Consider the following 26,627-nt stretch of genomic DNA (forward strand, 5'->3'; position numbering starts at 1 on the left):
CCGAAGCCTGCTTTATCAATAAATTAGTAACTAATCACTAGAGCTTATTAAACTCTCTGTTTACGCGATAAGTGTCAGAAGTGACATACGCTTCCATGTTGCGAATTTTTCCATCGAGACGGTTAAAGTCATTTTCCAGCACGCTTAACAGCTGATCTGGACTCTGTCCTTTTTGCCACGGTTTGCTCTTCAACGTATGTTCTTCGCGTGACTTAATGTTCTCGGTGTAAGTCATTGGTTGCTTCTCTAGCATGAAGGTCATTGCAATGTAAGCCAACAAGACTAAAAAAGTACCACCTAGCAAGGCTGCGGAGATCACGACGATACGAATCAACCAAACTTCCGCGCCAAAGTAGTTTGCGACTCCGGCACACACACCGGAGATTTTGCCGTTTACTGGGTCACGATACAGTTCTCGCCTATTCATACTTTCGTCTCCATGTTGGGGACTCCGAGTCTAGGATACGCTCTAATGTTTCAACTCGAGACTGCATCGCTTCCGCTTTTTCAGACAGTACCTGAAGGCGCTCTAGATCTTGGCTCGACAGTGCACTATCTGCTTTGCGTTTGCTGCGATAGTGTAAGAAGAGCCATAGTGGAGCGACAAAGATTAAAAAGACAATCAATGGTCCAGTAATAAAAAATGTCGACATAAATGGCTCCTTTCTTATTTATCGTTCGATGACATCTGTTCTTTCAGTTTTGCCAACTCTTTTTCAATTTCGTCTTGTGCTTGTAGCTCAGCAAACTCTTGGTCTAGCGACTTTGCGTTACCTGTTTTCGCGTATAGATCCGCTTCCGCTTCCATCTCGTCAATCTTACGAGAGTATTGCTCGAACTTTGCCATCGCTTCGTTTGTACGACCTGCGTGAAGTTGCTTTTGTACATCACGACGGTTAGATGCCGTTTGGTTACGAATCGCTAGCGCTTGCTGCTTCGCACGAGTTTCTGTGATTTTTGCTTCTAGCTTACCGATTTCGCCAGTCAATTTCTCAATGGTTTCTTCGACTAGCGTTTGCTCAGTGTGAAGACCTTTAATCACTTGCTCCAGCTTTTGCTTTTCAATCAGAGCAGCACGTGCCAAATCTTCACGCTCTTTCACTAGAGCTAGGCTTGCTTTTTGACCCCACTCAGTGATTTGCTCTTCTAAAGCTTCAACTTTGCGAGCCAACTCTTTTTTGTCTGCAATCGCTTTAGCCGAGTTAGTACGCACTTCTACAAGCGTGTCTTCCATTTCTTGGATGATAAGACGGATCATTTTTTCAGGATCTTCCGCCTTGTCTAGCAATGCACTGATGTTTGAGTTAACGATGTCTGCAAAACGAGAAAAAATACCCATAACGGAACTCCTCTTTTTTCCTATTTAAACTCGACAAGGTGGTGATTCACCTTGTGTCTCCCTTTAGATATAACAAGTAGCGTGCCAACTTTTATTTTCTTTAATAAACAGTACTTTACGCATTTTGTTGTCGTTACACTCCGTTATGCTATGATGGTTTTTACCAACTGTTGGTAAATTTCACCAACTCCAATACTGTAAATCGTGGCTAGATAGAAAATAAGAAGGATTTTATGAAGCAGAACCTCATAGGTGAATCGCCCGCTTTTCTCGCCGTACTAGATAAAGTATCACAACTTGCGCCGATTGAACGTCCTGTTCTCATCATTGGGGAACGAGGTACAGGTAAAGAACTCATCGCGCAACGTTTACACTATTTATCAAAGCGTTGGGATAAGCCACTGCTTTCTCTAAACTGTGCGACATTAAGCGAAGGTCTGATTGATTCAGAACTGTTTGGCCACGAATCCGGTTCATTTACAGGCTCTAAAGGTAAGCACAAAGGCCGCTTCGAACGCGCAGAAGGTGGCACCTTATTTTTGGATGAATTGGCGACGGCTCCTCTTCTTGTTCAAGAAAAACTTCTACGCGTGATTGAATATGGCGAGTACGAACGTGTGGGCGGACATACCGCACTGACTGCTGATGTTCGCTTAGTTTGTGCAACCAATGCCGATTTACCAAAACTGGCGGAACAAGGCGACTTCCGCGCAGATTTACTCGACCGTTTGGCGTTTGACGTCATCATGCTTCCACCACTGAGAGAGCGAAAGGAAGACATTCTTTCCCTTGCCGAGCATTACGCGATCAAGATGTGCCGTGAATTGCAGTTAGAATACTTTGTTGGCTTTACGGAAGAAGCACAGCAATCACTTTTGGATTACGCGTGGCCGGGCAACGTACGTGAGTTAAAGAACGTGATTGAGCGTGCGATTTATCGTCATGGTTTAAACTCTGACCCGATCGAACATCTTATCTTTAACCCATTTGAAGCGGGTTGGGATAATGCGTTGGGCCATAAAGCAAATCAAGAAGAATCAGAACCTGCAGAAACGGCGCCGAGAGCTGAGATTCGCTTCCCTCTGGATTACAAACAGTGGCAAGAAGACCAAGATATCGAACTGCTTAACCGCGCTTTAGAAGAAGCGAAGTTTAATCAACGCCAAGCGGCAGAGCTATTAGGGCTAAGTTACCACCAGCTCAGAGGCATGGTCAGAAAATATGGCTTAGTTGGTCAAGGATAAATAGCACCTGCCCTCTCACTCTAGCGTTGTCTCACTATACTAAGGAAAACAAGCCGTTTCCTAACCAGCGGCAAATCACACACATAGTGAGCAATTTGAGAGGCAAATAAGGTCGCCAACCAGAAATGATACGGTAATTTGATCTAACACCTCGCTACACAACGATTTTATGTTTGGAGCGAGTTGGCAAAGGTGATAAATTAGCGGGATCATTTTCGCTTGTCATCCCTGATGCAAAAAGCAGAAGGAACAAGCAAAGTCCAATGACCATTTCATATTATGAAAGCTTTTATAAGACTATCGCTGAGCCTTATTGGTATTAGCTTACTCACCGCATGTGGTGACGAAATCGATCACAATGATATTCGAGAGAATGGTTTTGTGTTTTGTGGGCAAGGTAAGCCAACCACGTTTAACCCTCAGCTCATTGACAGCGGCATCACAGCCGAAGCATTAAGTCCTCAGCTGTACGACACGCTGCTCACTCTCGATCCTAAATCTCACCAACCTATCGCAAACCTTGCGGAAAGTTGGTCGGTCAACGACGAAGGCACGGAATACACGTTTAGCTTAAAACAAGACGTCGCGTTTCAAAAAACCGCTTGGTTCACACCAACTCGTCCGTTTAGCGCCCAAGATGTGGTATTCAGCTTTAAGCGAATCATTGATGTAGACCATCCGTTTCACGACGTCGGTGGTGGTTTTTATCCATGGTTTGCAGGTTTGGATTTCCAAAACCTCGTTAAAGATGTGATTGCTCTAGATGACCACACGGTTAAGTTCGTACTTTCTCAGCCTAACTTTGCTTTTTTGGCAAATATCGCCACTAGTCATGCTGTTTTGCTTTCTGCCGAATACGGGCAGCAATTGGCAGAGAAGGATGAAAAAGCACAAATCGATATGTTGCCGATTGGCACTGGCCCTTACCAACTAAAAGAGTATCAAGTAAACGATTTGATTCGCTTGGAACGTCATCCAAAATACTGGAAGTCGCCGGCAAAGATGGAACAAGTGGTATTCGACATTTCTCACCGCGGTACAGGCACGCTGGCCAAACTATTGAGAAATGAATGTGACGTTTTGGCGTCACCGATTTCTAGCCAGATACCAATCATTCAAGAAACGGAAAACCTTGAGTTAACCGCAACACCTGCGAACAACGTTTCTTTTATTGCGATTAACACTGGTCACCCTGCGCTTCGCGACCCTCGTGTTCGACAAGCACTGAATCTTGCGATCAATCGTCAGAACATTCTTGATTCGGTGTACTACGGAACCGGTACTCAAGCCTATACCCTACTTCCTCCTAATTCTTGGGCTTACCAAAAAGACAGCGTAAAAATCCGTTACGACCGTAACTACGCCCTAGCCCTATTGCGAGAAGCGGGTTACGAAAAAGGGCTTCAGTTAACAATGTGGGTACCTTTAGAGCCACGCGCTTTCAACCCAAGCCCACGCAAAACCGCTGAACTGATTCAAGCTAACTTTGCGGATATTGGCGTTGATTTACGACTTCTGACCGATGACCGTTTTGAGCGCACTCAGCTAGAAACCATCAATGATGTCGATTTACTGCTAACGGGCTGGATTGGTGATACAGGCGATCCGGATAACTTCTTCCGTCCACTGCTTTCGTGTGAATCTGAGCGCGTTGGTTTGAACGTTTCAATGTGGTGTAACGACGACTTCGACTTCTTGTTGGATCTTGCGTTAGAAACAGAGCAACAACGTTATCGTTTGAATTTATACCGCCAAGCGCAAAACATATTGAACGAAGAGTTCCCGGTGATTCCGCTAGCTCATGGTGTTCAATTCCGTGTTCACGATAAATCGCTGAAAGGCTTTAAGTCGAGCCCTTTCAATGCACAACCTTTTGATAGAGTTGAGAGAATTCATTAATGTTTTGGTACGCCGTAAGACGTCTTAATCTGTTTGTCATCACTTTGATGATTCTCACGTTAGTGGGCTTTTCACTCCTGCGTTTGGATCCCACTTCCCATTGGGCAAACGTTGAATTTTGGTCGGGTTGGCAAAGTTATTTAGTCGAGTTGTCTCAGCTTAATTTCGGCATCAGTAAAAATGGCAATCCAATTTACGAAGAACTCGCTGTCGTTTTCCCTGCGACGTTAGAGCTGTGTTTCTTTGCATTTGTAGTGTCGCTACTTATCGGCATCCCACTGGGTACCATTGCAGGTATGAAGCAAGGTAAATGGCTTGATACCAGTATCTCATTTGTGTCGATGTCAGGTTACTCTGCGCCAATCTTCTGGGTGGCTCTCATGCTGATTATGGTGTTTTCACTTCAGTATCATGTGTTCCCAGTTGCGGGACGCTATGACTTACTTTATGAAATCGACCACGTAACAGGATTCGCCATCATTGATGCTTTCATGGCAAAAGGTGAATACCGAGCGCATGCACTGCAAAGTGTTATTGAGCATATGATTTTGCCATGTTTGGTCTTGGCATTAACGCCAACCACTCAGGTCATTGGCTTGATGCGAGCATCGGTTGCGGAAGTGATGAGCCAAAACTACATCCGTGCCGCGCGAATCAAAGGTTTGTCGAACCGCGAGATCGTGACTCAACACGTACTTCGAAATGCGATTCCACCCATCATTCCAAAGGTTGGGGTTCAACTTTCGAGCATGATTACTCTCGCGATCATCACTGAATCCATCTTCAACTGGCCTGGCATTGGCCGCTGGTTGTTAGACGCCCTTTCCAATCAAGATTATGCTTCGATTCAAGCGGGTGTAATGGTTCTAGCAACCCTTGTTTTAACTGCCAACATCCTTTCGGATCTGATTGGTGCCATGATTAACCCTCTGGTGAGAAAGGAATGGTATGCTAACAAATAACGTTTATCAGGAAGAACGCATTCCAACCCAGTTCGAACGTTTCTGGCGCAGCTACCGTGCGAACAGCTTGGCAATGTTCGGCTTGTGGTGTTTGGCTTTCGTTGTACTGATTACCATCTTTGCTCCACTGCTAGCACCCTACGATCCGCAAGCGCAATCGGGCGAATTACTGGTCCCGCCATCATGGGCACCGGCAGGCACTGTTGATTACTTTTTAGGAACCGATGACTTAGGTCGTGACATTCTTTCACGCCTTATCATGGGCTCTCAGTTGACGTTTGGCGCAGCGGTTGCAATCACAGCAATTGCAGCTCTTATCGGTTGCTTTATTGGCGTGTTAGCGGGTATGACCAAAGGTCTTTTATCTAGCACACTGAACCACCTTCTCGACACCGTCATGTCAATTCCATCACTGCTGCTTGCCATCATTTTTGTGGCTTTCTTGGGCTTTGGGGAATTCAATATTCTATTGGCGATATGTTTGGCTTTGATTCCGCGCTTTATTCGCTCGGTTTATATTGCCGTGCATACCGAAGTTGAGAAAGATTACATCATGGCTGCCCGCTTGGATGGCGCTAACGACTTCTACTTGCTTTGGAACTCGATTCTACCGAACGTGTTAACAGTCATCGCGGCAGAAATCACCCTAGCACTTTCTGTTGCGATTCTTGATATCACCGCACTGGGTTTCCTAGGTCTTGGTGCACAGGCGCCAAGTACGGAATGGGGTGCAATTCTTGGTGACTCTGTTGAATTGATTTACATCGCACCTTGGACGGTGACGCTACCCGGTCTCACCATTATGTTTACTGTTGTTGTTCTAAACTTAGTGGGTGAAGGTGTACGCCAAGCGCTCAATGCGGGGATCGAATAATGCCGTTATTAGATATTCGACATTTAACCATTGAAATTGAAACACCATCGGGCCTGGTGAAAGCCGTAGACCGCATGAGCATCACCCTAAACGAAGGGGAAATACGCGGTCTAGTGGGTGAATCAGGGTCAGGTAAAAGTCTCGTCGCCAAAGCGATTGTTGGGGTTTGTAAAGACAACTGGAAAGTCACCGCTGACCGAATGCGACTTGGCAACATTGACTTACTTCAATTGACGCCGAAAGAGCGCCGACGAGTGATTGCGCGTGACATCGCGATGATCTTCCAAGAGCCTTCAACCTGTTTAGATCCTTCTGAAGAAGTAGGACGTCAGTTGATCGAATCGATCCCTTCTCGCTCTTTCGAAGGCAAATGGTGGGAGCGCTTCAAGTGGCGTAAGAAGCAGGCGATTGCCCTACTCCACAAAGTCGGTATCAAAGATCACAAACGTTTGATGGGCAGCTACCCGTACGAGCTGACAGACGGTGAATGTCAAAAAGTCATGATCGCAATGGCGATTGCAACCAAGCCAAAAATCTTGATTGCCGACGAACCAACCAACGACCTTGACCCGATTACTCAGTCACAAATTTTGCGTTTGTTGAGCCGAATGAATCAGCTTAACAACACCACGATTGTGTTGATTGGCCATGACTTGACCACGATTACTCAATGGGCGAATCGTATTACGGTAATGTACTGCGGCCAGTCGGTAGAATCCGCCGATACAGAAAAACTGATTGCGGCTCCAAAACACCCGTATACCGCAGCACTGCTCAAAGCGATGCCTGACTTTAATGACTGGATCCCTCATAAGCAGAAACTGCAATCGCTGCCGGGTTCCATCCCTCCTTTGCAGCACTTACCAATTGGTTGTCGCTTAGGGCCGCGTTGTCCTTATGCACAAAGGCAATGTGTAGAGATTCCACACACTAAGCGTATTAAGAATCACAAATTTAGCTGTCACTTCCCATTGAACACGGAGAAACATTCATGAGTGCGTTGCTTGAAGTCGATAACCTATCGAAACAGTTTGTCACGCGCTCAGGTCTGTTCAAACGCACAGTCAAGGAAGCGGTAAAACCGGTTAGCTTTACTCTAGAACCGGGCCAAACCATTGGCTTTATCGGTCAAAACGGTTCAGGTAAATCAACCCTAGCACGTATGCTTGCTGGTGTGGTTGAGCCAAGCTCTGGCGAGATTCGCGTGAATGGTGAGCGTCTAGAACACAAAGATTATTCGACGCGCTGTAAGCTGATTCGTATGATTTTCCAAGATCCAAACACCTCTTTGAATCCTCGAATTCAGATCGGTCGTATTTTGGAAGGGCCGCTTAAACGAAACACCAACATGCCGCCGGATGCACGAATGAAGCGTGTGAAGGATACGTTGCTACGCGTAGGTTTGTTACCTGAGCATGCTTACTTCTACCCACAGATGCTAGCAGCGGGTCAGAAGCAGCGTGTGTGTCTTGCTCGTGCTTTGATTCTTCAACCGTCTATCATCGTTGCTGATGAGGCACTAAACGGTCTCGACATGGCAATGCGCTCTCAAATCATTAACCTGTTCTTGGAGCTACAAGAAGAGATGGGATTGTCGTTTGTTTACGTGTCTCAACATATCGGCATCGTGAAGCACATTACGGATAAGGTGATGGTGATGCATGAAGGCGAAGTAGTCGAATTTGGTGAGACAAACCAAGTGCTGACCAACCCAGAGCATGCGATTACTCAACGACTGGTAGAGAGTCACTTCTACAAAGCGCCAAACCACTAGAATTGAGCGAGCAGTAAATTTCTAGTATTCGCTTTCTCAAAAGACCTTTCTCTAAAAACAATAAAGCCTGCATCAACGCAGGCTTTTTTATTCTCTGAATTTGAGAGCACACTTTGTAGCAACTAGCGACGGCTCTCTTGTTTGCGAAGCTCGAAATCAAACTCGTCAGGGAATAGAACTACGCCTTCTTCGTTCTGGTTTGGGAAAACCACAACAGACAACTCATCGTCCTCTAGGCCAGATGTCCAACGGCTGTGCCATTTGTTCAAAGAGATAGCTTCTGGTTCACACTCTTTCCAGTCACCTGTCGCCCACTGTTGTGCGAACTCTTCGTTTGGCCACACAGGCACACAATCGTCATCTTCTGTATTTAGCATCACGCAGCCGTGTTCATCTTTCAGAATCCACACTTTGCGGTTTGCTACGATTTCCTTCACACAGTATTTCAAACGCTGTTCTTCGTTGTAGCGATTGATGGTGTCCATTTGCTCTTGGGTTAATGCTTCAGACATGTTTGTCTCCTATTCCCATAGAAAAATGCCCACCTATTGGCGGGCATTTAAAGTATACGTTGGTAATAATGAAATTACACAAGCTCAGTTTGAAGCCAAGGCCAGCCTTGCTTCTTACGGCTTAGAGTGTTTTCCATCATTAGCATGCCGTCTTTCTCGTGCTTAACAAGCTTCTCAGCCCACTCACCTTTGTAAAGAAGACGAGTTTGAGCAGTAGTGATGTCTGTTAGCATAACAGCAGCAAATGCTAGGTTGTCGTTCGCACAACGAGCTTCTAGATCCGCTTCTAGTGCTTCGATCATGCCGTCAACTTGCTCTAGAGTCGCAAGTTCAACCTGACCTACTACCACGTCACGACCGTTGAATGGGTAACCTTTAAGGTCTTTTTCAACAAGTTCAGCCGCAGATAGACCTTCGATGTTTGTCTTAGCGATTAGAAGATCTTTAGTGAATGCGTCAACATCTTGTACGTCTGCGATAGCCGCTAGCTCAGCTACAGCATCTTTGTCTTTTTGAGTACAAGTTGGAGAAGCGAAACCTACTGTGTCAGAAAGAATCGCTGACATCATTAGCTTAGCGATTTGAGGCTTGATCTCGTGACCTTCAATCTTGAACATGTTGAACAGTACTGTGTTAGTACAACCAACAGGCCAGATCCATGCTTCCATTGGGTTTACTGTCATCACGTCACCTAGACGGTGGTGGTCAACAATACCTGCAACTTCTGCTTCAGCAATATCGTCTGGTGCTTGCGCTAGATCTGAGTAGTCTACTAGCCAAACAGTTTCACCCGCTACTGATGTACGAAGTTCAGGAACTTCTGCACCAGCTACTTCTAGGATGTGCTGAGTTTCACGGTTAATTTCGCCTTGGCGGATTGGCATTGCTTCAACGCCACGCGCCTTTAGAAGTTCAGTTGCAACTAGTGCACTACAGATGCTGTCACTGTCTGGGTTCTTATGACCTACAACTAGAATCATGTTTCTTCCTATTCAAGTCAGTTTGATGCGCTTCCTAAAAGGGTGAATTGCATAACGAATTACACCTTGGAAGCGGGTTTGCTCACAAAGGCCGATACTTTACCTGATTTGAGGGAAATTGACACGAAGAAAAGTTGTTACCGCCTATTGCGAATAATTCTCACTTTCATATAATGAGAATCATTCCTATTTGCATTTGAGCTTACTATGAACGCAACAAAAATTTTCCACTCGGCGCATCAGCTACTGCAGCCAACTCAATTTCGTCTAACCTATAAGAGGCTATTGCTGCCTATCGCATTGCTCGCTCTGTTAGCTAGTGAAACCACAAGAGAAGTCACCGTCGCTACCCTATCTGATTCTTTCTGGGCGGTTTCTTGTTACGTTGCAGCTACCTTAGCTATCTACCATTACCTTTCGAACTTCATGTCGAAGACAAATCGACTCACTGCGCTTTACCACAGTTCTCGTAGCCATCAAGTTTTCTTTGCTGCACTCCTTGGAGCTTTGCCTGGTTGTGGTGGTGCTATCGTTGTCACCACTCAGTTCATCAGTGGCCGAGTTGGCTTTGGTGCTATTGTTGCAGTATTAACCTCGACCATGGGTGATGCTGCCTTCTTATTACTCGCAGCAGAACCTGCAACAGGGTTTGGTGTTATTGCTTTAGGTATTGTCGTAGGTGCAATATCTGGGTGGGTAGTGAATGCATTTCACGCTGATGACTTCTTGCGCCCAAAGCAAAAAGAGGATGTTCCACAAGCTCAATGCTGTAATAGCCATAGTGATACGCACACGCCAGTTGAGCAACGTGCTATCAATCTTCAAGGAGCATTCTGGAAATGGCTGCTGATACCTGCAAGCATCATTGCCGTTCTGGGCTCATTCCAAGTGGATACCAACCAATTACTTGGCCTCAAAGAAAACAGTATGGAATGGTTAGGTGCGACATTTGCAGTTGTCAGTATGTTTTTGTGGGCGATGACCAAAGAGCTAGGTGATTACAAATCAACGGTATCTGAAGATGACAAAATCATCGACTCGCACCCAATTCAAAAAGCGGCTCAAGACACAAACTTTGTTAGCGCGTGGGTTATTTTGGCTTTCTTAGCCTTTGAACTTACAACCTATTTCTCGGGTTTAGACTTGGGAGCGACGTTCTCAAACTGGGGGTTCTGGATGCCTCTCATTGGTTTGGCTATTGGTATTTTGCCAGGCTGTGGCCCGCAAATTCTAGTTACGAGTCTTTATATATCCGGCGCAGCGCCATTATCAGCACAGCTTTCTAATGCCATTTCCAATGATGGTGACGCCTTATTCCCTGCGATTGCAATGGCTCCTAAAGCTGCGCTTGTCGCCACTATCTACTCTGCGATACCAGCTTTGATTGTCGGATACGGTTACTTTTTCCTATTCGAATACTAGCTTTAGGTTCAGATGCAATGGATACAAAAAGAGCCTCAATCGAGGCTCTTTTGTTTTTCGGAAGCGCGCAAGGTTAAGCTGTCACGATAGCTTTAGCATTGAGGCCTTTGTCTAAACTCACCAACAATAGCTGGCATGGCTCTTGGTTGAGCTTCTCTCCTGTCCAGTAATCGTACCAATCGGTAGGCTGGTCTGCAGTGAGCGTAAACTCTGTCGCTTCATCATTGGTGTAATTAAATAAGCAGTGCAGATCGTTTTTAGATGTTAGCGGCAGGAAAGCATGGTTTAAACCTAGCGCGGTAAACTTGGCCGATTCCTGATTACGACGCTGACGCAACATTAATTTCGCTAGCGTCTTACTCGCAAATGGGGTGATTTCTGGTAGAGGATCACCGGAAAGCAGCAGACCGCTACACGCTAGCAGCACGTTACGATGGAATTGATAATCTTCACGTGAGGCTGCTTGGTTAGGTAATGAAGTGAACGTCGCGCAATCAGGGTCAATTTGCCACAACTTTCGGTGCTGCCAACTACGGAAGAAGGTTTCTTTCGCAATTTGTTCAAAGCGATGACTATGGCGCTCTACGTCGTCAGAGACACGCATTGCATCAACTAAGCCCAAAGAAGGCCACATTGGCGCGTTACAGCCTAACAGCCATGCATCCCCTGCCCCTTTAGCGATCGCTTCCATACCCATGCGGTAGGCTTCTACACCGGTGACACCCGATTGGCTTCGCTTACCTTTTAAAGTACCCCAGTAGTTTGCGTCTAATTTGAATAGCTCAACGCCCCACTCTTGACGCATGACAGAAACCACATGAGTCAGGTGATCTTGCACTTCAGGGTTTGAAGTATCGAGGATGTACCATGGTGTACAGCGCCAACCGCCGTAGGTGACCTCTTCTGCTTTCAATAGGCTGCCATCTTGGTGACGCACAAACCAATCAGGATGCTTTTGGAAGATCTCCGATTCTGGTTGAGCAATGAATGGCGCCATCCAAATCGCTGGTTTTTTGCCTTTAGCGCGAATGTTGTGAATAAGCTCTTTCACACCGCCAGAAAACTTATCTGAAGGCGTTAGCCAATCCCCCATAAATGCTTGGTAACCGTCATCGAGCAGTACCCATTCAAGCTCAGCTAGGTTGTCTTGCATGCATTCGACGTTTTCCAATACGTTATTTTCTGTCACATCCGCATAGTATGCGTACCAAGAACACCAGCCAATTGGGGTATCTTGTGTGACACCGTTACGGATTGGGTGATGCTCGGCAAGCATCTCACTGTACTGTTTGTATAACTCAGAGAGAGAATTGCCACGAAGTACCGCAACAGATTCTAGCTTGTTGTGCTCCCAATCAGCCACTTGGGTCTGCTCTCCGTCGATAGAAGCAGAAAGTACCCAATGCTCACCATGCTGCTGCACTTCAAAATAGCCAGCAAAGCGATGACAAGACGTAAAACCGAACAAGGTATAACCTGCGGCGTCTTCAACAGCTAGATAGTTGTAGTAACGCTTTGGGGAATTCTCAGGGTAAATACGGTAAGATTTGTTGTTATCCGGGCAACGACCAACGTCGACAGGTTGAGAAATGGTGCCACTGGTCTGCGCTAACATTTGGAAACCGTCGCCTAACACGGTTGCGCCTTGTTCGTAGAGGAAAGGCATTTCGAACAGGACTTCACGATCGGTAAAGGTTTTGTTGTGGATCCCTGCAAACGAAAAATGAACTTGGTTGCCCATCACTTCAAACAGAAGATCGTTATCATGCACCGTTAGTTCGGTGTGATTGGCCAATTGAATGGTTTGAGCCATAGAAAATCTACTCACTTGATTATTATTGTTTAGTTTGGCTCATTATCCTCCGCTTCTCCTACCCAATTCGTTATCAGCATCACGAATCTAGCGGTCGTGCAGATACTTAGATTTGGTATTGAGAGAGTGCTCACTGAAATTTTGGTTAAAAAAATACCAGCCCGAAGGCTGGTATTTCATTTAAAGCTTAGTGCTGTTATTAAGCAACTTCGATTGGACCACCGAATGAAGTCACTGGTGGAACGTTACCAGTGAATTTCTCGAAGTCTACGATACATGTGTTCGCAGAAGTCGCCTGTGCTAGCTCAGAAGAACCGATATCTTGAGTTAGTGTGTTAGGGTCACCGTAAGTACAAATTGCACCTACTTTCTCGTTTAGAGGACCGTACCACGCACCTTCTTCGATACGCACAACACCACGTGGGTAGCTGTCTGTTAGAACCGCACCAGCAAGAAGTTGACCACGGTCGTTAAATACGCGTACCAAGTCACCGTCTTTAATGCCTTTTGCTTTCGCATCAGCTGGGTTGATGTATACAGGCTCGCGACCTTGAACAGCGTAAGTAGCACGGAAATCTTCAGATTCACACATCTGAGAGTGCAGACGCTTGTCCGGGTGGCAAGATTGTAGCCAGTACGGGTGTTTGTCAGAGCCAGGACCACCGTGTGAACGTTCTGATTTCTCGAACCACATTGGGTGTTCTTGACAGTGTTCGTAACCGTAACGACCGATCTTACGAGAAGTGATCTCGATGAAACCAGAAGGTGTACCCAGTGGGTTGATTTCTGGGTCTTTACGGAAGTCCGCATGACGAACCCAAGGCTTACCTTCACCGAAGTCTAGTACGCTTTGTTCCCAGAATTCATCAAATTCTGGCATTTCAAACTTACCATCGTTCGCTTTCTTACAATCGTTGTAAAGACTGCGGATCCACTCCATCTCGCTCATGCCACGAGTGTACTCGTCGCGACGACCAAAGCGTTGAGTCAGTTCACTCATGATTTGGAAGTCTGGCTTAGATTGGAACAATGGGTCCACTAGGCGATGCATCGCGATAAGACCTTTGTTCGAGTATGAACCGTATACGTCAATGTCGTTACGTTCCCACTGCGTACATGCAGGTAGAACGATGTCTGAGAAACGACAAGTCGCCGTCCAAGCAAATTCAATAGTCACAACCGTTTGAAGCTTCTGGAACGCTTGCTTCATGCGGTTACGATCTTGGTGGTGGTGCCATGGGTTGTTACCCGAGATCACCATCATCTTGAAGTCTGGAAGCTTAACTTTACCACCGTTGTAGTTGATCTCTTTACCTGGCTCTAGAAGACAGTCGATCCAACGTGCAACTGGGATAGTACGGCTGTAACCGTTAAAGTCGTTGTTGTCCCACTTCGGTTTCATACCTGTATCTAGGTTACGAGGGAAACCACCAGGGCCCGCGAAACCAGTTGAAGGTACACCGATACTTGAGTAGTGGTGACCGTAAGAGATACCACCGCCAGGTAGACCGATTTGACCAACCATTGCTGCAACTACTGCTGCTGCCCAGTATGGCTGCTCACCGTGCTCTTGACGCTGGATACACCAACCCATAAGGATCTGTGTACGGCCGTTCACTAGCATGCGTGCGAATTCACGAATCTTGTCCGCTTTCACACCACAGATAGGCGCAGCCCACTCTGGAGTCTTAACAACTTTGTCTTTCGTTTCACCTTGAACGTACTTGATGAAGTCTTCGAAACCTAGACAGTAAGTCTCAATGAACTTCTTGTCGTATAGATCTTCGTTGTACAGTACGTGCGCTACAGCAAGCATGAATGCTACGTCTGTTAGCGGGTTAATGTATAGGTGATCGTTCTCTAGGTAACGTTGAGTCTTGTTCTTAACTGGGTCTACAGAAAGAACATTGATCTCGCCTTTCGCTACTTTTTCTTTCAGTTGCGCTAGGTATTTGAATGACTCGTGCGTTTCACAGTTCCAACCTACTTGTAGGTTTTTCACTGGGTCGTTTGCCCAAAGAATGATGTTGTCTGAGTTCTCTAGGATTTCAGACCAAGACGTACCTTGTGCGTAAACTTCTGTTGAACCTAGTACGTAAGGCATGATGGTTTGGCCCGCACCAGTCGAGTAGTCACCTACTTTAGTGATGAAGTTACCGTGCATACCTACCGCACGTTGCATGTGCGCTGTACAGTTGTTGAACGCACCAGTTTGGTTCCAACCAGTTTGACCTGCGTGTAGAGCCCATGGACCGTATTCTTTCTGAACACGCTCTAGCTCACGGTAGAACAAGTCTAGTGCTTCATCCCAAGTAACACGGATGAAACGGTTGTTACCACGCGTTTCCGCGCTGTATTTGTGCTTCTTCAGCCAATCTAGACGAACCATTGGGTAACGAACACGTGATGGGCTGTAGATGATGCCCTTGATGCCGTTCAACATTTCTGTTGGGTTCTTGTCTAGTTCTAGCGGTTTGATCTCTTGAACTTTACCCGCGTAGATGTGGGCGCGGAACGCGCCCCAGTGTGAACCTGTTACTTTCCAAGTACCTGTAGTCTCAGCTGCGTTCGCAGATGCTGAAGCCAATAAGCTTGGACCGATAACTGACGCTGCACTTGTGGTTGCTACACCTTTAAGAAAACTTCTTCGTGTAATAGCCATTTATATTTACTCCAATCCGACGCTTATTAGTGGTGACCTTCAGCATAATCTGAAGAGTGCTTCTGTAGGTACTTCAAGATCAGTGCTTCACTGTCTGTATCTAGGTTAACGAACGCTAGCATACCGTCGAACATACCTGGCCATGTGTTCGCATCGAAGTGCGCTTCAGCTGGTTGTGTGTGACATACAGAACAGTTAGTTTTGTAAGCTTCTGCAGATTTTTCCCATACAGGGTTGATGTCGTTCAGCATAGATTCTTTCTTGATCCATACTTTCGCAGCTACTTTCTCCCAAGGAAGACCAGTTAGCTCATCAACTTTCTTCTCACCAGCAGTAACTACTTTAGCGTCTGTTGCTGCTTCTTTTAGTAGCGATGCTACTGCAATGTTCTTACCGAAGTCTTCTTGGATTACACGACCGAAGCCTTTCGCTTTACGCCAACCATCGATTTCGATTTCAACGTAGTCGCCTTTATCTTCAAGAACTTTAACTGTTGACGCAGGGTTTAGAAGACCTGCTTCTTCAGTACCTTTATCGTCGAAGTAGATTGGTAGGTGACGAACACTTACTAGTTGCTGACCAACACCGTAATCTGTGTTTGAAGTCATACCTTCTAGGTCACCAACGATACCACCGATGCTGTCCATGCCAGCTGGTAGTTTGTGTGCGATACCTTTGTGACAGTCAACACAGCTTTGATCTTTCTCAGCTGCTTGCTTCATTTGGATACGAGCTGTTGGAGACATTTGCTCGAAGTCCATTGAATCGTAGTTGTGACAGTTTTTACACTCTAGGGATTTGTTTGCAGAGAAACGATCCCATTCGTGTTTAGCAAGTTCGATACGACGCTCTTCGAAAACACCCGGTTCGTCGTAGTTGCCAAATACTTGTGCAAATACTTCTTTAGACGCTTGCATTTTACGAGCGATCTTATCTGTCCAGTTATGTGGAACGTGACAGTCAGGACAAGTAGCACGAACACCAGAGTGGTTTTTCCAGTGAACAGTGTCTTGTAGTTCAACGTATACGTTGTCACGCATTGTGTGACAGCTAATACAGAATTCTTCTGTGTTGGTCGCTTCTAGGGCTGTGTTAAAGCCACCCCAGAAAATAACACCAGCGATGAAACCGCCCATAGTCAGCACGCCAAGGCTGATATGAACTGCCGGGCGCGTCATCGTACGCCACAGTTTAATGATTAATGATTTCATTATTTGCTCTCTTAAAATCTTTTCTAAAGTGTGGTTGTGAGCTCACTGGCTTACATGCCGTGTGCACCTGGAGGACCAAAGAAGAACACTTGTAGTGCCCAAACGATAAATCCGTAGCCACCTACGAAAGCCACACTCAGAATTGGGAAGAGAACAACTGCAATGAAGAGGAAAGACTTCCACTCCAGTGAGCGTTTTTCACCACTCTCAATTTTGTTAACATCACTCATACATTTGCCTATTTTGTATCTAGTGTTATTGAAAAGCTCGCGTTACCAAGCTTAAGTTTTTTACAATCTCTATTGGAAAATGTTAGACCATACTAACAGTAAGGTTCAATCAAATCTGACGCTCCAGCCCTTGTTATCCAACACTTTTTTGAGCTCATCCAGAGATGTGTTTGATTGATATTCTTTGTGAAGAAATATTAATGGATGTGAAGAAATAAGTCTTTTGCATACATGTTAAGAATACAACATAAGATTAACTTTGTTTACAATTTTATGGATTTTTTCGTGCTACTAAATCGCTATTTTTTCGACTAAAGACAAGAAGTTGTGATCCAAATGTTAATAAAACCTCACCAAATGTCTGCTTTTTTCTGGACATAAGATTGCAAAAAAACAGAGTTCTGCAATTCATAAACCAAATGAGCTCCGTTAAAATCAGACGGTTAATTTTGGGAGAAGGTTTATGAATCAGGTTGTTGATATAAATTGGTTTGAACTCGCACTTTTTAGTTTGATTCTTATCGTTCCCCTTACCATTAATGCTCGATACAAATTAGGCATAGCTAAAGACACTGCCATCAGTGTTGCCCGTATGACCGTGCAATTAATTTTGGTTGGTGTGTACCTTGAGTATCTATTTGAACTAAATAGCTTGATGGTGAACTTAGCTTGGCTAGCGATTATGGTGGTGGTTGGCGCGAGCTCAATTGTGGGTAAAGCAAACCTCCCTAAAAAGCCTCTAATGATGCCCCTTATCACCGGATTGTCATGCAGTTTACTTCCACTTCTTGCCGCCATCGCATTGGGCCTTGTAAAGCCTGAGCCTTTCTATAACGCACAATACATGATCCCTCTAGCGGGAATGCTACTTGGCAACAGCTTGAGTAGTAACATCGTCGCACTACAGAACTTATTCACCGCTTTCGAACAGCGAAAATCTGAATATGAAGCAGCCATTTCTCTTGGGGCTGCACCTAAGTACGCTTCCTTCCCTTTCCTTCAAGAAGCGCTTCGTAAATCTCTTGCTCCAATCCTTGCTTCGATGGCGACTACAGGGTTAGTGACCCTCCCTGGGATGATGACAGGTCAAATTCTGGGAGGAGCGAGCCCTATGGTGGCAATCAAGTATCAACTGGTCATCATGTTGGCGATTTTTGTCATGCTAAGTGTGTCGGTCGCAATTACCTTAGAGATGACACTTACCTGTGTACAAACTAAAGAAGGACGCATAAAAGTGAAGTTTATCAACAAAGAGAAAGCCTAGCGTGCTCACTAAATAGTCATATAAGCATCTCATTTTATGAATTTTTCTGGATCACAATAGATACTCACGATCTTTGCGACAGGTTATCCACAGAAAATGTGGATAAACCCCTAAAACCCATAAGCAACCAGAAACATAAGCGTCATTTCGGTCGACCCTCTTCTGAGAAATTTAATGGTCATTGATTGGTCATTGAACCGTCACTTTACTCCTCTAAAGTGCGGTTAACCGACAACGGGAGAGCTCACATGGATATGTTAATCACGCGAGAAAAGGTCGAAGACTTATTATTAGACACGCCAGTGGATTGGCTAGTGCAAGAACCCTCAGAGATGACGTCTCATTGGACGCCAAACGAATATGGCGTCAATGAAGAGTTGGTTTAAACACTAAGTTTGGAAAGATCAAAAAAGGCAAGCCACTGGGCTTGCCTTTCTTAAAAATTACTTAAGATGCTTGTCTTCATCACGTAGGTAAATCATCCAGTACCACATGCCAACGAAGACACCACCACCGATGATATTACCAATCGTTACAGGGATAAGGTTGTTCACCAAAAAGCCCATCATGTTCAGATCCGCATAGTCTGCGATGTTTGCACCTGTCATTTGCCAGAACGATTCTGGAGCAAAGTACTTAATACCGATCGCCATTGGTACTTGGAACATGTTCGCAATACAGTGCTCAAAGCCAGCAGAAACGAACATAGCGACAGGCAAGATCATTACTGCGATTTTATCCGTTAGTGTGCGCCCACTGAACGTCATCCAAACTGCGATACAGACCAAAACGTTACACATGATGCCCAGCGCGATAGCTTGGAAGAAACCGTGATGCAGTTTGTGTTGCGAAATTGCCATCGCGTTCAAACCGACTTGACCACCGTCGAACATGTATTGCTTAGTGATCAGCATACAAACAACCAGTAAAACCGCGCCGACCATGTTACCGAAGTACACGACCACCCAGTTTTTCATTAAGGCTTTCCATGAAATCTTGCCGCTTGCACGAGCCACCAGCGTAAGAACCGAGCTAGTAAATAGCTCACCGCCGGTTACCACCACCAAGATCAAGCCAAGGCTGAATGCCAAACCACCAATAAGGCGAGTTATGCCCCAAGGGAGATCACCAGCACCTGTGGTTACGGTTGTATAAAAAATAAAAGCGATACCAATGTGAAGACCTGCAGAAATAGCCAACAGGAAAGATTTCATCGGAGCTTTAGTTGCTTTGCCAACACCTACTTCGGCGGCACGTTCAGCAGCCTGAGGTGGTAATAGTGAGTCAAACTGATTGAAGTTCATGGAAGTGTAACATTTAGAAACAATTAACGAGGCGCGGATAATCGCTCCATTTCCAGACTTTTTCAAGGGCTATTTTTCATGTTTACTAAATTTGTTGTTGCTGAGAGAGTAATCGATAAAATTCAACTATGAGTTCTTGTCTTAACCATTATTAATATTTGGGTCAAATGTTTACCTTAGAATAAAAAACCCGCGTTATATCAGGCCTATAGCGCGGCACTTAACATTTCTAAGTGTTTTCTATTGCTCAACCTTAGTTTTCAGACTAGCTTGGATAAAAAAGTACGAAGGAAATATCTATGAAATATTCAGCTGACCACATTGCCGAACTGAACCTACTTCTTCAATTCGATTTAAGCAGCGCAGCAACGGGCATCAAAGTCCACAAAGAAGCTTCAGAAGAAATGCAGGCAGCGGTTGCTCGTCTGTATGAGAAACAACTTTGCACACAGCCGGACGGCGGTTACCTAACTGATGAAGGCATTGAAGTTGCAGAACACGCCGATAAAATTCTTCGCGTACTAACTGCAGAATAAGCTCATATAAATAAGCAAGTTCTAAAATTAAAAGCCACCATACTTGGTGGCTTTTTTGATAATTATATTTATCTAGACTCACTATATTAGGCGATTAATTTTCTCATTTTTCCAAAAGGCTGAATTTTATCGTAAGCCCAGTTAAAGCCCGTTGCATAAAATAAGAAGAAAATTAGAAAACCAGCTTCCAATGCAAGCGCTTGTAATAAAGTAATTTGCAAGAACCACGCAATGACCGGAATCGATAGGAAAATCAATCCGCCCTCAAAACCAAGCGTGTGGCCAATTCGCATTGTTAAACTGCGGTCCTCTCGGTTCGAGCCAAACCATTTATCAAAGTACAGGTTATAAATGTAGTTCCAAACTACGGTGTAAAGACTCAAGCCAATACCTACCACTGCCAAGTCACTCGATCCCTTCCCTGTTATCAAAGAAGCCGTAGGAATGATGATCGCCAATGCAATCATTTCAAATAGTACAGCGTGAAAGATACGTTCGTTACGAGTCATGATGTTTTACCTAAATAGTTCTACTCAATGACTGGCATTTTATCTATCATTTAGATAAGTAAAAGTTAGATACCATCGGTAAAAACGATATGTTTACTATTGAACAACTTCAAGCGTTCGTCACCACTTCAGAAGCCGGATCTTTCTCCGCAGCAGCGCGTAAGCTTGGGCGAGCTCAATCGGTGATCAGCCAACACATCATGAATATGGAACTTGATTGTGGCGTTGATTTGTTTGACCGTACAGGCCGCTATCCTAAACTGACCGAGAAAGGCCATCAGTTGATGCCCTATGCCCTCGCTACCTTGAGCCAACTAGATCGACTGAATAACAAAGCATCTCAACTCTTTTCTGCACCAGCGAGTAAGCTCGTTCTTGCGGTTGATGAGGGGATTCCATTAACCCGTCTCCCCATTGCTTTAAAACATTTGGAACAAAAGTTTCCTAACCTTCAAGTGGAATGTCTCACGGCTTCAAGTCCAGATATCATCGAGTTGGTTAAATCAGAGCGTGCTACCACAGGCATTATATTAAGTGACTTACAGATGCCTAAAAACATCGACCTATCTAACCTAGGTCATATCGGCTTTGATGTATTTGCCTCATCCGAACATCCACTCGCACAACAAAAGATCCGCAACATCGATGAACTCAAGCAACATCGTCAACTCGTTATCCGCTCAAAGAATGAAGATGTTAGCGGCCTTAATCAGGCGTTTAGCCCAGATATCTGGTACGCTGATGATTACTACATATTATTAGAACTGGCGAACAAGGGATTTGGTTGGTGCTTTCTTCCTGAGCATTTGGTGTCTTACGCACCGAATACGCTGATCAAAATTGGCGAAGAATTCACAAACCTGGCTTGGCAGGTCAACATTGACTTGATACAACATCAGAAATGGCATTCCGATCCCCTACACCAACAAGCCAGATTAGAATTACAAACCCTGTTTGAGTGATCTCAGGGCTAACAGTAGGAACACACAGATGGCAAATACATTGATCGTAGGTGCAGGCTGGTTAGGCACCCCACTTGCACAAACTTTGATTGACCAAGGACATCAAGTTACGGTGACTCGTCGAAGCCAAACTAGGCTAGATGAGTTCCCGCTCACTTCCGTTCAACCTGCTCTACTAGATCTCAGCGAACCGCACTCACAGCAACAGCTTATTGAGCTTATCGAGCAACACCAAATTGAACGCATTGTTGGCGCTTTCCCACCAGGATTTCGTAAAGGCAACGGGCAAGAGTACGCACAGCAATGGCAACGCTTAGTCTCAGCAGCCAAACAAAGCAGTGTAAACAAACTGCTCATGGTGAGCTCCACCACGGTATATCCAAACCTTGCTGTCGATATGAAAGAAGAAGACGCCACACTCGCCTTAGCCCAAACGAGCGAACACTTCTCAGACAACGCTCGCATCATGCTGCAAGCCGAGCAATACGTGATTGATTCTGGCATCGACTATGCCATCGTTCGTTGTAGTGGGTTGATTGGCTCTGACCGCCACCCTTCTCGCTTTGCAATGCGATTAAAACAAGTGAGCCGTAAGGCCCCTGCAAACATGGTGCATCAAAACGATGCGGTAGCCGCGACAGCTTTCGCGCTTAATCAAATTGATAACGAAGTGGTAAACGCCACAACACCAAATACCGTAAGCAAAGCCGAATTTTACCAAGCGGCGATTACCCAAAGCGATTTAGATATAGCACTTCCACCAGTCACAGAAACCGCCGATAAACGAATCCTAGCAGACAAACTTGTCGCACTTGGCTATCAGTTCCAATTCAATTCAACGCTGGACGCACTATGAAGCTTTATCAACACATTGAAACCCTGTGGGATTACATGCAACTCAAGCAGGAGCTAAAACCTGCCAACTGCTTATTTGTTATGTGCAGCAATGACTTACGTGTTGCCGAATACGCGGCCAAACTCTACAAACAAAAACTTGCGCCACTCATTGTGTTTTCTGGTGGCGAAGGGCGTTTTACGGATGGCTTGTTTGACAAAAGCGAAGCAGAAACATTTGCAGAAATCGCAAAGCTAGCGGGCGTGCCAAGTGAAGCAATATTAGTAGAGATAAAATCCAGCAACAGCGGCGAGAACGTTCGCTTCACCGAACAGTTGTTGAAAGATAAAGGGATTAGCTGTGATTCTCTCATCTTGGTTCAAAAGCCATTTATGGAACGACGCGCCATTGCAACCTTTGAAAAACAGTGGCAATCGCCTTATTCACAACTCCAAGTAACTTCTACTGCGCATCCTTTCTTTGAATACATCAACGAAGAAATGCCCCTGATGATGGTACTGGAAGCATTGATGGAAGATTTTTCTCGTGTGAAGACTTACCCAGAGAAAGGCTTTCAAACAGAACAAGAAATCCCTGCTCACGTTGAATCTTCTTACCAAGCACTGAGAGAAAAGTTCGAGTTTGGTCTCTCGTAATCCTTCGTTCAGCGACCAACAATCAGACAATAAAAAAGCCACCGAATTCGGTGGCTTTCTCTTATCTAGATTGGCTTACTTACCAAGTGCTTCTTTGTAGTGCTGACGACAAACCGATACGTAACGGTCGTTACCGCCAATCGCGACTTGATCACCTTCTTTGATTGCAACGCCGTGCTCATCAGTACGGATAACCATGTTTGCCTTGCGACCACAGTGACAAATCGTTTTGAGTTCAACCAATTTGTCTGCCCAAGATAGCAGGTACTTGCTGCCTTCAAAAAGTTCGCCTAGAAAATCGGTACGAAGACCATAGCAAAGTACAGGAATATGCAGCTTATCAACCACTTCTGTTAGTTGGTAAACCTGTTCTTTCGACAAGAACTGACACTCATCAATTAGGATACAGTGACGTTTTTCAACTTCATTCAGTGCTGCAATCTCTTGGTAAAGGTTGGTATCTGGACGGAACAAATGCGCGTCTGATTGCAAACCAATACGAGAGCTCACTTTACCTACGCCGTAGCGATCATCTAACGCTGCTGTGAAAATCACAGGTGTCATGCCACGTTCTTGGTAGTTAAATGAAGATTGAAGAAGAGTTGTCGATTTACCCGCATTCATTGCCGAGTAATAGAAATACATCTGAGCCACAGAGCACTACCTTCGTTAAAGTTTAGAATTTATAAAAGCTTGTAAAGAAAAGGGCTGAATCATCAGCCCTTTTAAAAGATTCGATTACTTACGACGCCACGTTGTGCCTTCTGGACCATCTTCCAGAACAATGCCCATTTCCGTCAGCTTGTCACGAGCCATATCTGCGTTAGCCCAGTCTTTTGCTGCACGAGAATCATTACGTAGCTTAATTAGAGCTTCGATTTCAGCCACTTCGTCGTCGTCGCCTGCATCACCTTTTAGGAATGCTTCTGGATCTTGGTGAAGAATACCGATCACATCAGCCAGTTCACGCATTAGCGCACCTAGCTCACTCGCTTTCTCTAGGTTTTCTGTCTTCAGACGGTTTACTTCACGCGCCATGTCAAACAGTACTGAATAAGCTTCTGGTGTATTGAAGTCATCGTTCATCGCTGCTGTAAAGCGAGTTACGTATTCTTCACCACCCGCAGGCGCAGCATTTAGATCCAAACCACGTAGAGATGTGTATAGACGCTCAAGAGACGCGCGTGCTTGGTTTAAGTTATCTTCACTGTAGTTTAGCTGGCTACGGTAGTGACCGGACATTAGGAAGTAACGAACTGTCTCAGCATCGTAGTGACCTAGAACGTCGCGGATAGTGAAGAAGTTACCTAGAGACTTTGACATTTTCTCACGGTCTACCATTACCATGCCGCTGTGCATCCATGTGTTCACGTATTGAGTGTCGTGTGCACAGCATGATTGCGCGATTTCGTTCTCGTGGTGTGGGAACTGAAGATCAGAACCGCCGCCGTGAATGTCGAAGTGGTTGCCTAGGATTGACGAGTTCATTGCAGAACATTCGATGTGCCAACCTGGACGACCTGGACCCCAAGGTGATTCCCATGTTGGTTCACCCGGTTTAGACATCTTCCAAAGTACGAAGTCTAGCGGGCTGCGTTTTGCCGTTTCGATATCAACACGCGCACCAGCTTGAAGCTGATCAAGGTCTTGCTTAGACAACTTGCCGTATTCGTTGAACTTACCTACTTCAAACATGACGTCGCCATTGTCTGCAACGTAAGCAAAACCACGCTCGATTAGTTTTTCAACCAATTCGATGATTTCAGCAATGAACTGTGTCGCACGAGGCTCAACGTCAGGACGTTTCATATTCAGAGCATCGAAGTCAGCATGCATTTCGCCGATAAGACGTTCAGTCAGTGAATCACAAGACTCACCATTTTCTGCTGCACGCTTGATGATTTTGTCATCGATGTCAGTGATGTTACGTACAAATGTTAGGTCATAACCAAGGTAACGAAGGTAGCGAGACACTACATCGAAAGAAACAAATGTACGACCGTGACCGATGTGACAGAGATCGTAGATGGTAACTCCACAGACATACATGCCAACTTTGCCGGCTGTAATTGGTTTGAATTCCTCTTTCTGTCTTGTGAGTGTGTTATATATCTTTAACATGATCTCTATCTATGCTTGTGAATGAATTACGAGAAGAAGGAGTATAACAACTCCGACCTTATTAGGTAATAGCAATTAACGGATAAAACGATAATCGGCTAAACTTCAAGCACAAAGCGTATATTTTCATTGTCCTGAGTTTTCCATGCGTATTAACTTAGGCTAGAATCCCTCTTTGAATACAACACAGTAAAGGAAAATAGCATGATCACCCTTCACACTAATTTTGGTGACATCAAGATTCAACTAAACGAAGAGAAAGCGCCAGAAACTAGCGCAAACTTCCTTCAATACTGCCGCGACGGTTTCTACGACAACACGCTTTTCCACCGTGTTATTGACGGCTTCATGATCCAAGGTGGTGGTATGGAGTCTGGTCTGCGTGAAAAAGCAACACGTGCACCTATCAAGAACGAAGCAAACAACGGCCTTAGCAACAAAGTGGGTACACTTGCTATGGCGCGTACTATGGAGCCGCATTCAGCAAGCTCTCAGTTCTTCATCAACGTAAACAACAACACATTCCTAGATTTCCGTAGCGAAAGCCTAGACGGTTGGGGTTACTGTGTATTCGGTGAAGTGATCGAAGGCATGGACATCGTGAACAAGATCAAAGGTGTTAGCACTGGTTCTTACGGCATGCACCAAGACGTACCTCTAGAAGACGTAATGATCACTGGTACTACAATCGAAGAGTAATTCTTTAGAATTGCTATTAAGAGATAAGTTTGTGGGGAGGCTTAGCCTCCCCTTATTTCTATGACGACATTATTTATATCTGATCTCCACCTGACCCCTTCTCGTCCAGACATTACGGAATGTTTCGTGACGTTCATGCGTAATGAAGCAATCCATGCCGACGCACTGTACGTGCTTGGTGACTTGTTCGAGTTCTGGATTGGTGACGATGACAACACCCCTTTTGCAGACCAAATCCGCGCGGAATTTAAAGCACTGACGGATACCGGTGTGCCAACTTTTTTCATCCAAGGCAATCGAGATTTTTTACTCGGGAAACGCTTTTGCAAAGAAACTGGAATGACATTACTCGATGATGTCTGCACGATTGATCTTTATGGTCAAAAAGCCGTAATCCTACATGGCGATACGCTTTGCATTGACGATGTGAAATACCAAGAGTTTAGAAAAACCGTTCACAAACCATGGCTACAATGGTTGTTCAATCGCATTCCGTGGTTCGTTAAAAAAAGAATTGTCGCTAAAGTTCAATCTGACATTCGAGACGACAAAAAAAACAAGTCTCTCGACATCATGGACGTCAACCAAGGCGAAGTTGAGCGAGTATTGTCTCAAAATTGCGTCAACTTGATGATTCATGGTCACACGCATCGACCAAATACACATATTTTTGACCTAAATGGTGCTAAAAACACTCGTATTGTTTTAGGCGATTGGTATACCCAAGGCTCAGTTTTAAAAGTAAATTCTGACCATTTTGACTTGCAAACACGACCGTTTGACACAGAATTGAAGTAAAGCATGTCGAGCGTGTTGAAG

At 45.1% G+C, this 26,627-nt stretch carries 28 protein-coding genes; 15 read left to right on the forward strand and 13 right to left on the reverse strand.

Annotation, left to right across the window (positions count from 1 at the left end):
- Nucleotides 1-37: 37 nt before the first annotated feature.
- From pspC to pspA, 3 genes are read right to left on the reverse strand one after another with little or no spacing between them, the layout of a single operon-like run.
- Nucleotides 38-427, reverse strand: a complete 390-nt coding sequence (gene pspC, locus ACLIIY_RS08720) for an envelope stress response membrane protein PspC (protein WP_005437277.1) — start codon at nt 425-427, stop codon at nt 38-40.
- Complete coding sequence (pspB, locus tag ACLIIY_RS08725) at nt 420-653, reverse strand: envelope stress response membrane protein PspB (RefSeq protein WP_005437276.1); 234 nt, start codon at nt 651-653, stop codon at nt 420-422. Before pspB ends, pspC begins: the two co-directional genes overlap by 8 nt.
- 14 nt (nt 654-667) lie before the next feature.
- Complete coding sequence (gene pspA / locus ACLIIY_RS08730; RefSeq protein WP_005425704.1) at nt 668-1,339, reverse strand: phage shock protein PspA; 672 nt, start codon at nt 1,337-1,339, stop codon at nt 668-670.
- Nucleotides 1,340-1,572: 233 nt separating this feature from the next.
- On the opposite strand from pspA, the gene pspF reads away from it, so the two are divergent.
- From pspF to ACLIIY_RS08760, 6 genes are all read left to right on the forward strand, one after another.
- The gene (gene pspF / locus ACLIIY_RS08735) at nt 1,573-2,583 is read left to right on the forward strand and encodes a phage shock protein operon transcriptional activator (protein ID WP_409929757.1); all 1,011 of its coding nucleotides are present in this window, start codon (nt 1,573-1,575) and stop codon (nt 2,581-2,583) included.
- Between the two features lie 279 nt (nt 2,584-2,862).
- Complete coding sequence (gene sapA / locus ACLIIY_RS08740; RefSeq protein ID WP_434527435.1) at nt 2,863-4,482, forward strand: ABC transporter substrate-binding protein SapA; 1,620 nt, start codon at nt 2,863-2,865, stop codon at nt 4,480-4,482.
- Complete coding sequence (locus ACLIIY_RS08745) at nt 4,482-5,444, forward strand: ABC transporter permease (protein WP_005437264.1); 963 nt, start codon at nt 4,482-4,484, stop codon at nt 5,442-5,444. The genes sapA and ACLIIY_RS08745 overlap by 1 nt, the downstream gene beginning before the upstream one ends.
- Nucleotides 5,431-6,318, forward strand: a complete 888-nt coding sequence (locus ACLIIY_RS08750) for an ABC transporter permease subunit (protein ID WP_009705777.1) — start codon at nt 5,431-5,433, stop codon at nt 6,316-6,318. The genes ACLIIY_RS08745 and ACLIIY_RS08750 overlap by 14 nt, the downstream gene beginning before the upstream one ends.
- On the forward strand, nt 6,318-7,313 hold the full coding sequence (locus tag ACLIIY_RS08755) for a peptide ABC transporter ATP-binding protein (RefSeq protein ID WP_039842531.1): 996 nt from the start codon (nt 6,318-6,320) through the stop codon (nt 7,311-7,313). The genes ACLIIY_RS08750 and ACLIIY_RS08755 overlap by 1 nt, the downstream gene beginning before the upstream one ends.
- Nucleotides 7,310-8,092: a peptide ABC transporter ATP-binding protein gene (locus tag ACLIIY_RS08760; RefSeq protein ID WP_005437261.1), complete on the forward strand. Its 783-nt coding sequence runs from the start codon at nt 7,310-7,312 to the stop codon at nt 8,090-8,092. Before ACLIIY_RS08755 ends, ACLIIY_RS08760 begins: the two co-directional genes overlap by 4 nt.
- 122 nt (nt 8,093-8,214) lie before the next feature.
- Here ACLIIY_RS08760 and ACLIIY_RS08765 read toward each other — a convergent pair whose 3' ends face one another.
- A complete protein-coding gene (locus tag ACLIIY_RS08765; protein ID WP_434527436.1) occupies nt 8,215-8,604 on the reverse strand; it encodes a DUF2750 domain-containing protein in 390 nt (129 codons plus the stop codon).
- Between the two features lie 74 nt (nt 8,605-8,678).
- Nucleotides 8,679-9,584, reverse strand: coding sequence for a manganese-dependent inorganic pyrophosphatase (locus ACLIIY_RS08770; RefSeq protein ID WP_005437259.1), 906 nt, complete (start codon nt 9,582-9,584; stop codon nt 8,679-8,681).
- 207 nt (nt 9,585-9,791) lie between these two features.
- Here ACLIIY_RS08770 and ACLIIY_RS08775 point away from each other — a divergent pair, with 207 nt between their 5' ends.
- Entirely contained in the window at nt 9,792-11,006 is a 1,215-nt protein-coding gene (locus tag ACLIIY_RS08775) for a putative manganese transporter (protein ID WP_434527437.1), read from the forward strand.
- 73 nt (nt 11,007-11,079) lie between these two features.
- Here ACLIIY_RS08775 and ACLIIY_RS08780 read toward each other — a convergent pair whose 3' ends face one another.
- From ACLIIY_RS08780 to torE, 4 genes are all read right to left on the reverse strand, one after another.
- The gene (locus tag ACLIIY_RS08780; RefSeq protein ID WP_434527438.1) at nt 11,080-12,819 is read right to left on the reverse strand and encodes a glycoside hydrolase family 36 protein; all 1,740 of its coding nucleotides are present in this window, start codon (nt 12,817-12,819) and stop codon (nt 11,080-11,082) included.
- A gap of 199 nt (nt 12,820-13,018) precedes the next feature.
- On the reverse strand, nt 13,019-15,481 hold the full coding sequence (gene torA / locus ACLIIY_RS08785) for a trimethylamine-N-oxide reductase TorA (protein ID WP_434527439.1): 2,463 nt from the start codon (nt 15,479-15,481) through the stop codon (nt 13,019-13,021).
- Between the two features lie 26 nt (nt 15,482-15,507).
- The gene (torC, locus tag ACLIIY_RS08790) at nt 15,508-16,692 is read right to left on the reverse strand and encodes a pentaheme c-type cytochrome TorC (protein ID WP_038894748.1); all 1,185 of its coding nucleotides are present in this window, start codon (nt 16,690-16,692) and stop codon (nt 15,508-15,510) included.
- Nucleotides 16,693-16,742: 50 nt separating this feature from the next.
- A complete protein-coding gene (torE, locus tag ACLIIY_RS08795; protein ID WP_005450728.1) occupies nt 16,743-16,922 on the reverse strand; it encodes a trimethylamine N-oxide reductase system protein TorE in 180 nt (59 codons plus the stop codon).
- A gap of 463 nt (nt 16,923-17,385) precedes the next feature.
- On the opposite strand from torE, the gene ACLIIY_RS08800 reads away from it, so the two are divergent.
- Both ACLIIY_RS08800 and ACLIIY_RS08805 read left to right on the forward strand, forming a co-directional pair.
- On the forward strand, nt 17,386-18,186 hold the full coding sequence (locus ACLIIY_RS08800; protein ID WP_041055232.1) for an ABC transporter permease: 801 nt from the start codon (nt 17,386-17,388) through the stop codon (nt 18,184-18,186).
- Between the two features lie 248 nt (nt 18,187-18,434).
- On the forward strand, nt 18,435-18,572 hold the full coding sequence (locus ACLIIY_RS08805; RefSeq protein ID WP_086027709.1) for a hypothetical protein: 138 nt from the start codon (nt 18,435-18,437) through the stop codon (nt 18,570-18,572).
- A 57-nt stretch (nt 18,573-18,629) separates the two neighbouring features.
- Here ACLIIY_RS08805 and focA read toward each other — a convergent pair whose 3' ends face one another.
- Nucleotides 18,630-19,490, reverse strand: a complete 861-nt coding sequence (gene focA, locus ACLIIY_RS08810) for a formate transporter FocA (RefSeq protein WP_009705769.1) — start codon at nt 19,488-19,490, stop codon at nt 18,630-18,632.
- Between the two features lie 299 nt (nt 19,491-19,789).
- On the opposite strand from focA, the gene ACLIIY_RS08815 reads away from it, so the two are divergent.
- Entirely contained in the window at nt 19,790-20,026 is a 237-nt protein-coding gene (locus ACLIIY_RS08815; protein ID WP_005437251.1) for a TIGR02647 family protein, read from the forward strand.
- Between the two features lie 86 nt (nt 20,027-20,112).
- Here ACLIIY_RS08815 and ACLIIY_RS08820 read toward each other — a convergent pair whose 3' ends face one another.
- On the reverse strand, nt 20,113-20,535 hold the full coding sequence (locus ACLIIY_RS08820) for a PACE efflux transporter (protein WP_434527440.1): 423 nt from the start codon (nt 20,533-20,535) through the stop codon (nt 20,113-20,115).
- A gap of 89 nt (nt 20,536-20,624) precedes the next feature.
- On the opposite strand from ACLIIY_RS08820, the gene ACLIIY_RS08825 reads away from it, so the two are divergent.
- From ACLIIY_RS08825 to ACLIIY_RS08835, 3 genes are read left to right on the forward strand one after another with little or no spacing between them, the layout of a single operon-like run.
- On the forward strand, nt 20,625-21,497 hold the full coding sequence (locus ACLIIY_RS08825) for a LysR family transcriptional regulator (RefSeq protein WP_434527441.1): 873 nt from the start codon (nt 20,625-20,627) through the stop codon (nt 21,495-21,497).
- A gap of 28 nt (nt 21,498-21,525) precedes the next feature.
- On the forward strand, nt 21,526-22,353 hold the full coding sequence (locus ACLIIY_RS08830) for an NAD(P)H-binding protein (RefSeq protein WP_434527442.1): 828 nt from the start codon (nt 21,526-21,528) through the stop codon (nt 22,351-22,353).
- The gene (locus tag ACLIIY_RS08835) at nt 22,350-22,988 is read left to right on the forward strand and encodes a YdcF family protein (RefSeq protein ID WP_434527443.1); all 639 of its coding nucleotides are present in this window, start codon (nt 22,350-22,352) and stop codon (nt 22,986-22,988) included. Before ACLIIY_RS08830 ends, ACLIIY_RS08835 begins: the two co-directional genes overlap by 4 nt.
- Before the next feature lie 75 nt (nt 22,989-23,063).
- Here ACLIIY_RS08835 and ACLIIY_RS08840 read toward each other — a convergent pair whose 3' ends face one another.
- Nucleotides 23,064-23,642: a thymidine kinase gene (locus ACLIIY_RS08840; protein ID WP_045413752.1), complete on the reverse strand. Its 579-nt coding sequence runs from the start codon at nt 23,640-23,642 to the stop codon at nt 23,064-23,066.
- Nucleotides 23,643-23,726: 84 nt separating this feature from the next.
- Entirely contained in the window at nt 23,727-25,109 is a 1,383-nt protein-coding gene (gene cysS / locus ACLIIY_RS08845) for a cysteine--tRNA ligase (protein WP_005437232.1), read from the reverse strand.
- Nucleotides 25,110-25,313: 204 nt separating this feature from the next.
- Between cysS and ACLIIY_RS08850 the strand changes: the two genes are divergently transcribed.
- Complete coding sequence (locus ACLIIY_RS08850) at nt 25,314-25,808, forward strand: peptidylprolyl isomerase (protein WP_005437228.1); 495 nt, start codon at nt 25,314-25,316, stop codon at nt 25,806-25,808.
- A gap of 60 nt (nt 25,809-25,868) precedes the next feature.
- Nucleotides 25,869-26,606, forward strand: a complete 738-nt coding sequence (gene lpxH / locus ACLIIY_RS08855) for a UDP-2,3-diacylglucosamine diphosphatase (protein ID WP_027726594.1) — start codon at nt 25,869-25,871, stop codon at nt 26,604-26,606.
- Nucleotides 26,607-26,627 lie beyond the last annotated feature (21 nt).

Origin of the sequence: Vibrio sp. K4 (genome assembly GCF_051122595.1) — a bacterium.
GTDB lineage: Bacteria > Pseudomonadota > Gammaproteobacteria > Enterobacterales > Vibrionaceae > Vibrio > Vibrio owensii.

Coding starts and splice junctions, on each gene's coding strand:
- ACLIIY_RS08770 (WP_005437259.1), bottom strand. CDS start 9,584: ATGATTCTAGTTGTAGGTCATAAGAACCCAGACAGTGACAGCATCTGT.
- ACLIIY_RS08805 (WP_086027709.1), top strand. CDS start 18,435: ATGGATATGTTAATCACGCGAGAAAAGGTCGAAGACTTATTATTAGAC.
- ACLIIY_RS08830 (WP_434527442.1), top strand. CDS start 21,526: ATGGCAAATACATTGATCGTAGGTGCAGGCTGGTTAGGCACCCCACTT.
- torC (WP_038894748.1), bottom strand. CDS start 16,692: ATGAAATCATTAATCATTAAACTGTGGCGTACGATGACGCGCCCGGCA.
- ACLIIY_RS08745 (WP_005437264.1), top strand. CDS start 4,482: ATGTTTTGGTACGCCGTAAGACGTCTTAATCTGTTTGTCATCACTTTG.
- ACLIIY_RS08775 (WP_434527437.1), top strand. CDS start 9,792: ATGAACGCAACAAAAATTTTCCACTCGGCGCATCAGCTACTGCAGCCA.
- torA (WP_434527439.1), bottom strand. CDS start 15,481: ATGGCTATTACACGAAGAAGTTTTCTTAAAGGTGTAGCAACCACAAGT.
- focA (WP_009705769.1), bottom strand. CDS start 19,490: ATGAACTTCAATCAGTTTGACTCACTATTACCACCTCAGGCTGCTGAA.
- ACLIIY_RS08815 (WP_005437251.1), top strand. CDS start 19,790: ATGAAATATTCAGCTGACCACATTGCCGAACTGAACCTACTTCTTCAA.
- pspF (WP_409929757.1), top strand. CDS start 1,573: ATGAAGCAGAACCTCATAGGTGAATCGCCCGCTTTTCTCGCCGTACTA.
- pspA (WP_005425704.1), bottom strand. CDS start 1,339: ATGGGTATTTTTTCTCGTTTTGCAGACATCGTTAACTCAAACATCAGT.
- pspC (WP_005437277.1), bottom strand. CDS start 427: ATGAATAGGCGAGAACTGTATCGTGACCCAGTAAACGGCAAAATCTCC.
- ACLIIY_RS08760 (WP_005437261.1), top strand. CDS start 7,310: ATGAGTGCGTTGCTTGAAGTCGATAACCTATCGAAACAGTTTGTCACG.
- torE (WP_005450728.1), bottom strand. CDS start 16,922: ATGAGTGATGTTAACAAAATTGAGAGTGGTGAAAAACGCTCACTGGAG.
- ACLIIY_RS08825 (WP_434527441.1), top strand. CDS start 20,625: ATGTTTACTATTGAACAACTTCAAGCGTTCGTCACCACTTCAGAAGCC.
- ACLIIY_RS08850 (WP_005437228.1), top strand. CDS start 25,314: ATGATCACCCTTCACACTAATTTTGGTGACATCAAGATTCAACTAAAC.
- cysS (WP_005437232.1), bottom strand. CDS start 25,109: ATGTTAAAGATATATAACACACTCACAAGACAGAAAGAGGAATTCAAA.
- ACLIIY_RS08755 (WP_039842531.1), top strand. CDS start 6,318: ATGCCGTTATTAGATATTCGACATTTAACCATTGAAATTGAAACACCA.
- sapA (WP_434527435.1), top strand. CDS start 2,863: ATGAAAGCTTTTATAAGACTATCGCTGAGCCTTATTGGTATTAGCTTA.
- ACLIIY_RS08835 (WP_434527443.1), top strand. CDS start 22,350: ATGAAGCTTTATCAACACATTGAAACCCTGTGGGATTACATGCAACTC.
- pspB (WP_005437276.1), bottom strand. CDS start 653: ATGTCGACATTTTTTATTACTGGACCATTGATTGTCTTTTTAATCTTT.
- lpxH (WP_027726594.1), top strand. CDS start 25,869: ATGACGACATTATTTATATCTGATCTCCACCTGACCCCTTCTCGTCCA.
- ACLIIY_RS08765 (WP_434527436.1), bottom strand. CDS start 8,604: ATGTCTGAAGCATTAACCCAAGAGCAAATGGACACCATCAATCGCTAC.
- ACLIIY_RS08780 (WP_434527438.1), bottom strand. CDS start 12,819: ATGGCTCAAACCATTCAATTGGCCAATCACACCGAACTAACGGTGCAT.
- ACLIIY_RS08820 (WP_434527440.1), bottom strand. CDS start 20,535: ATGACTCGTAACGAACGTATCTTTCACGCTGTACTATTTGAAATGATT.
- ACLIIY_RS08800 (WP_041055232.1), top strand. CDS start 17,386: ATGAATCAGGTTGTTGATATAAATTGGTTTGAACTCGCACTTTTTAGT.
- ACLIIY_RS08750 (WP_009705777.1), top strand. CDS start 5,431: ATGCTAACAAATAACGTTTATCAGGAAGAACGCATTCCAACCCAGTTC.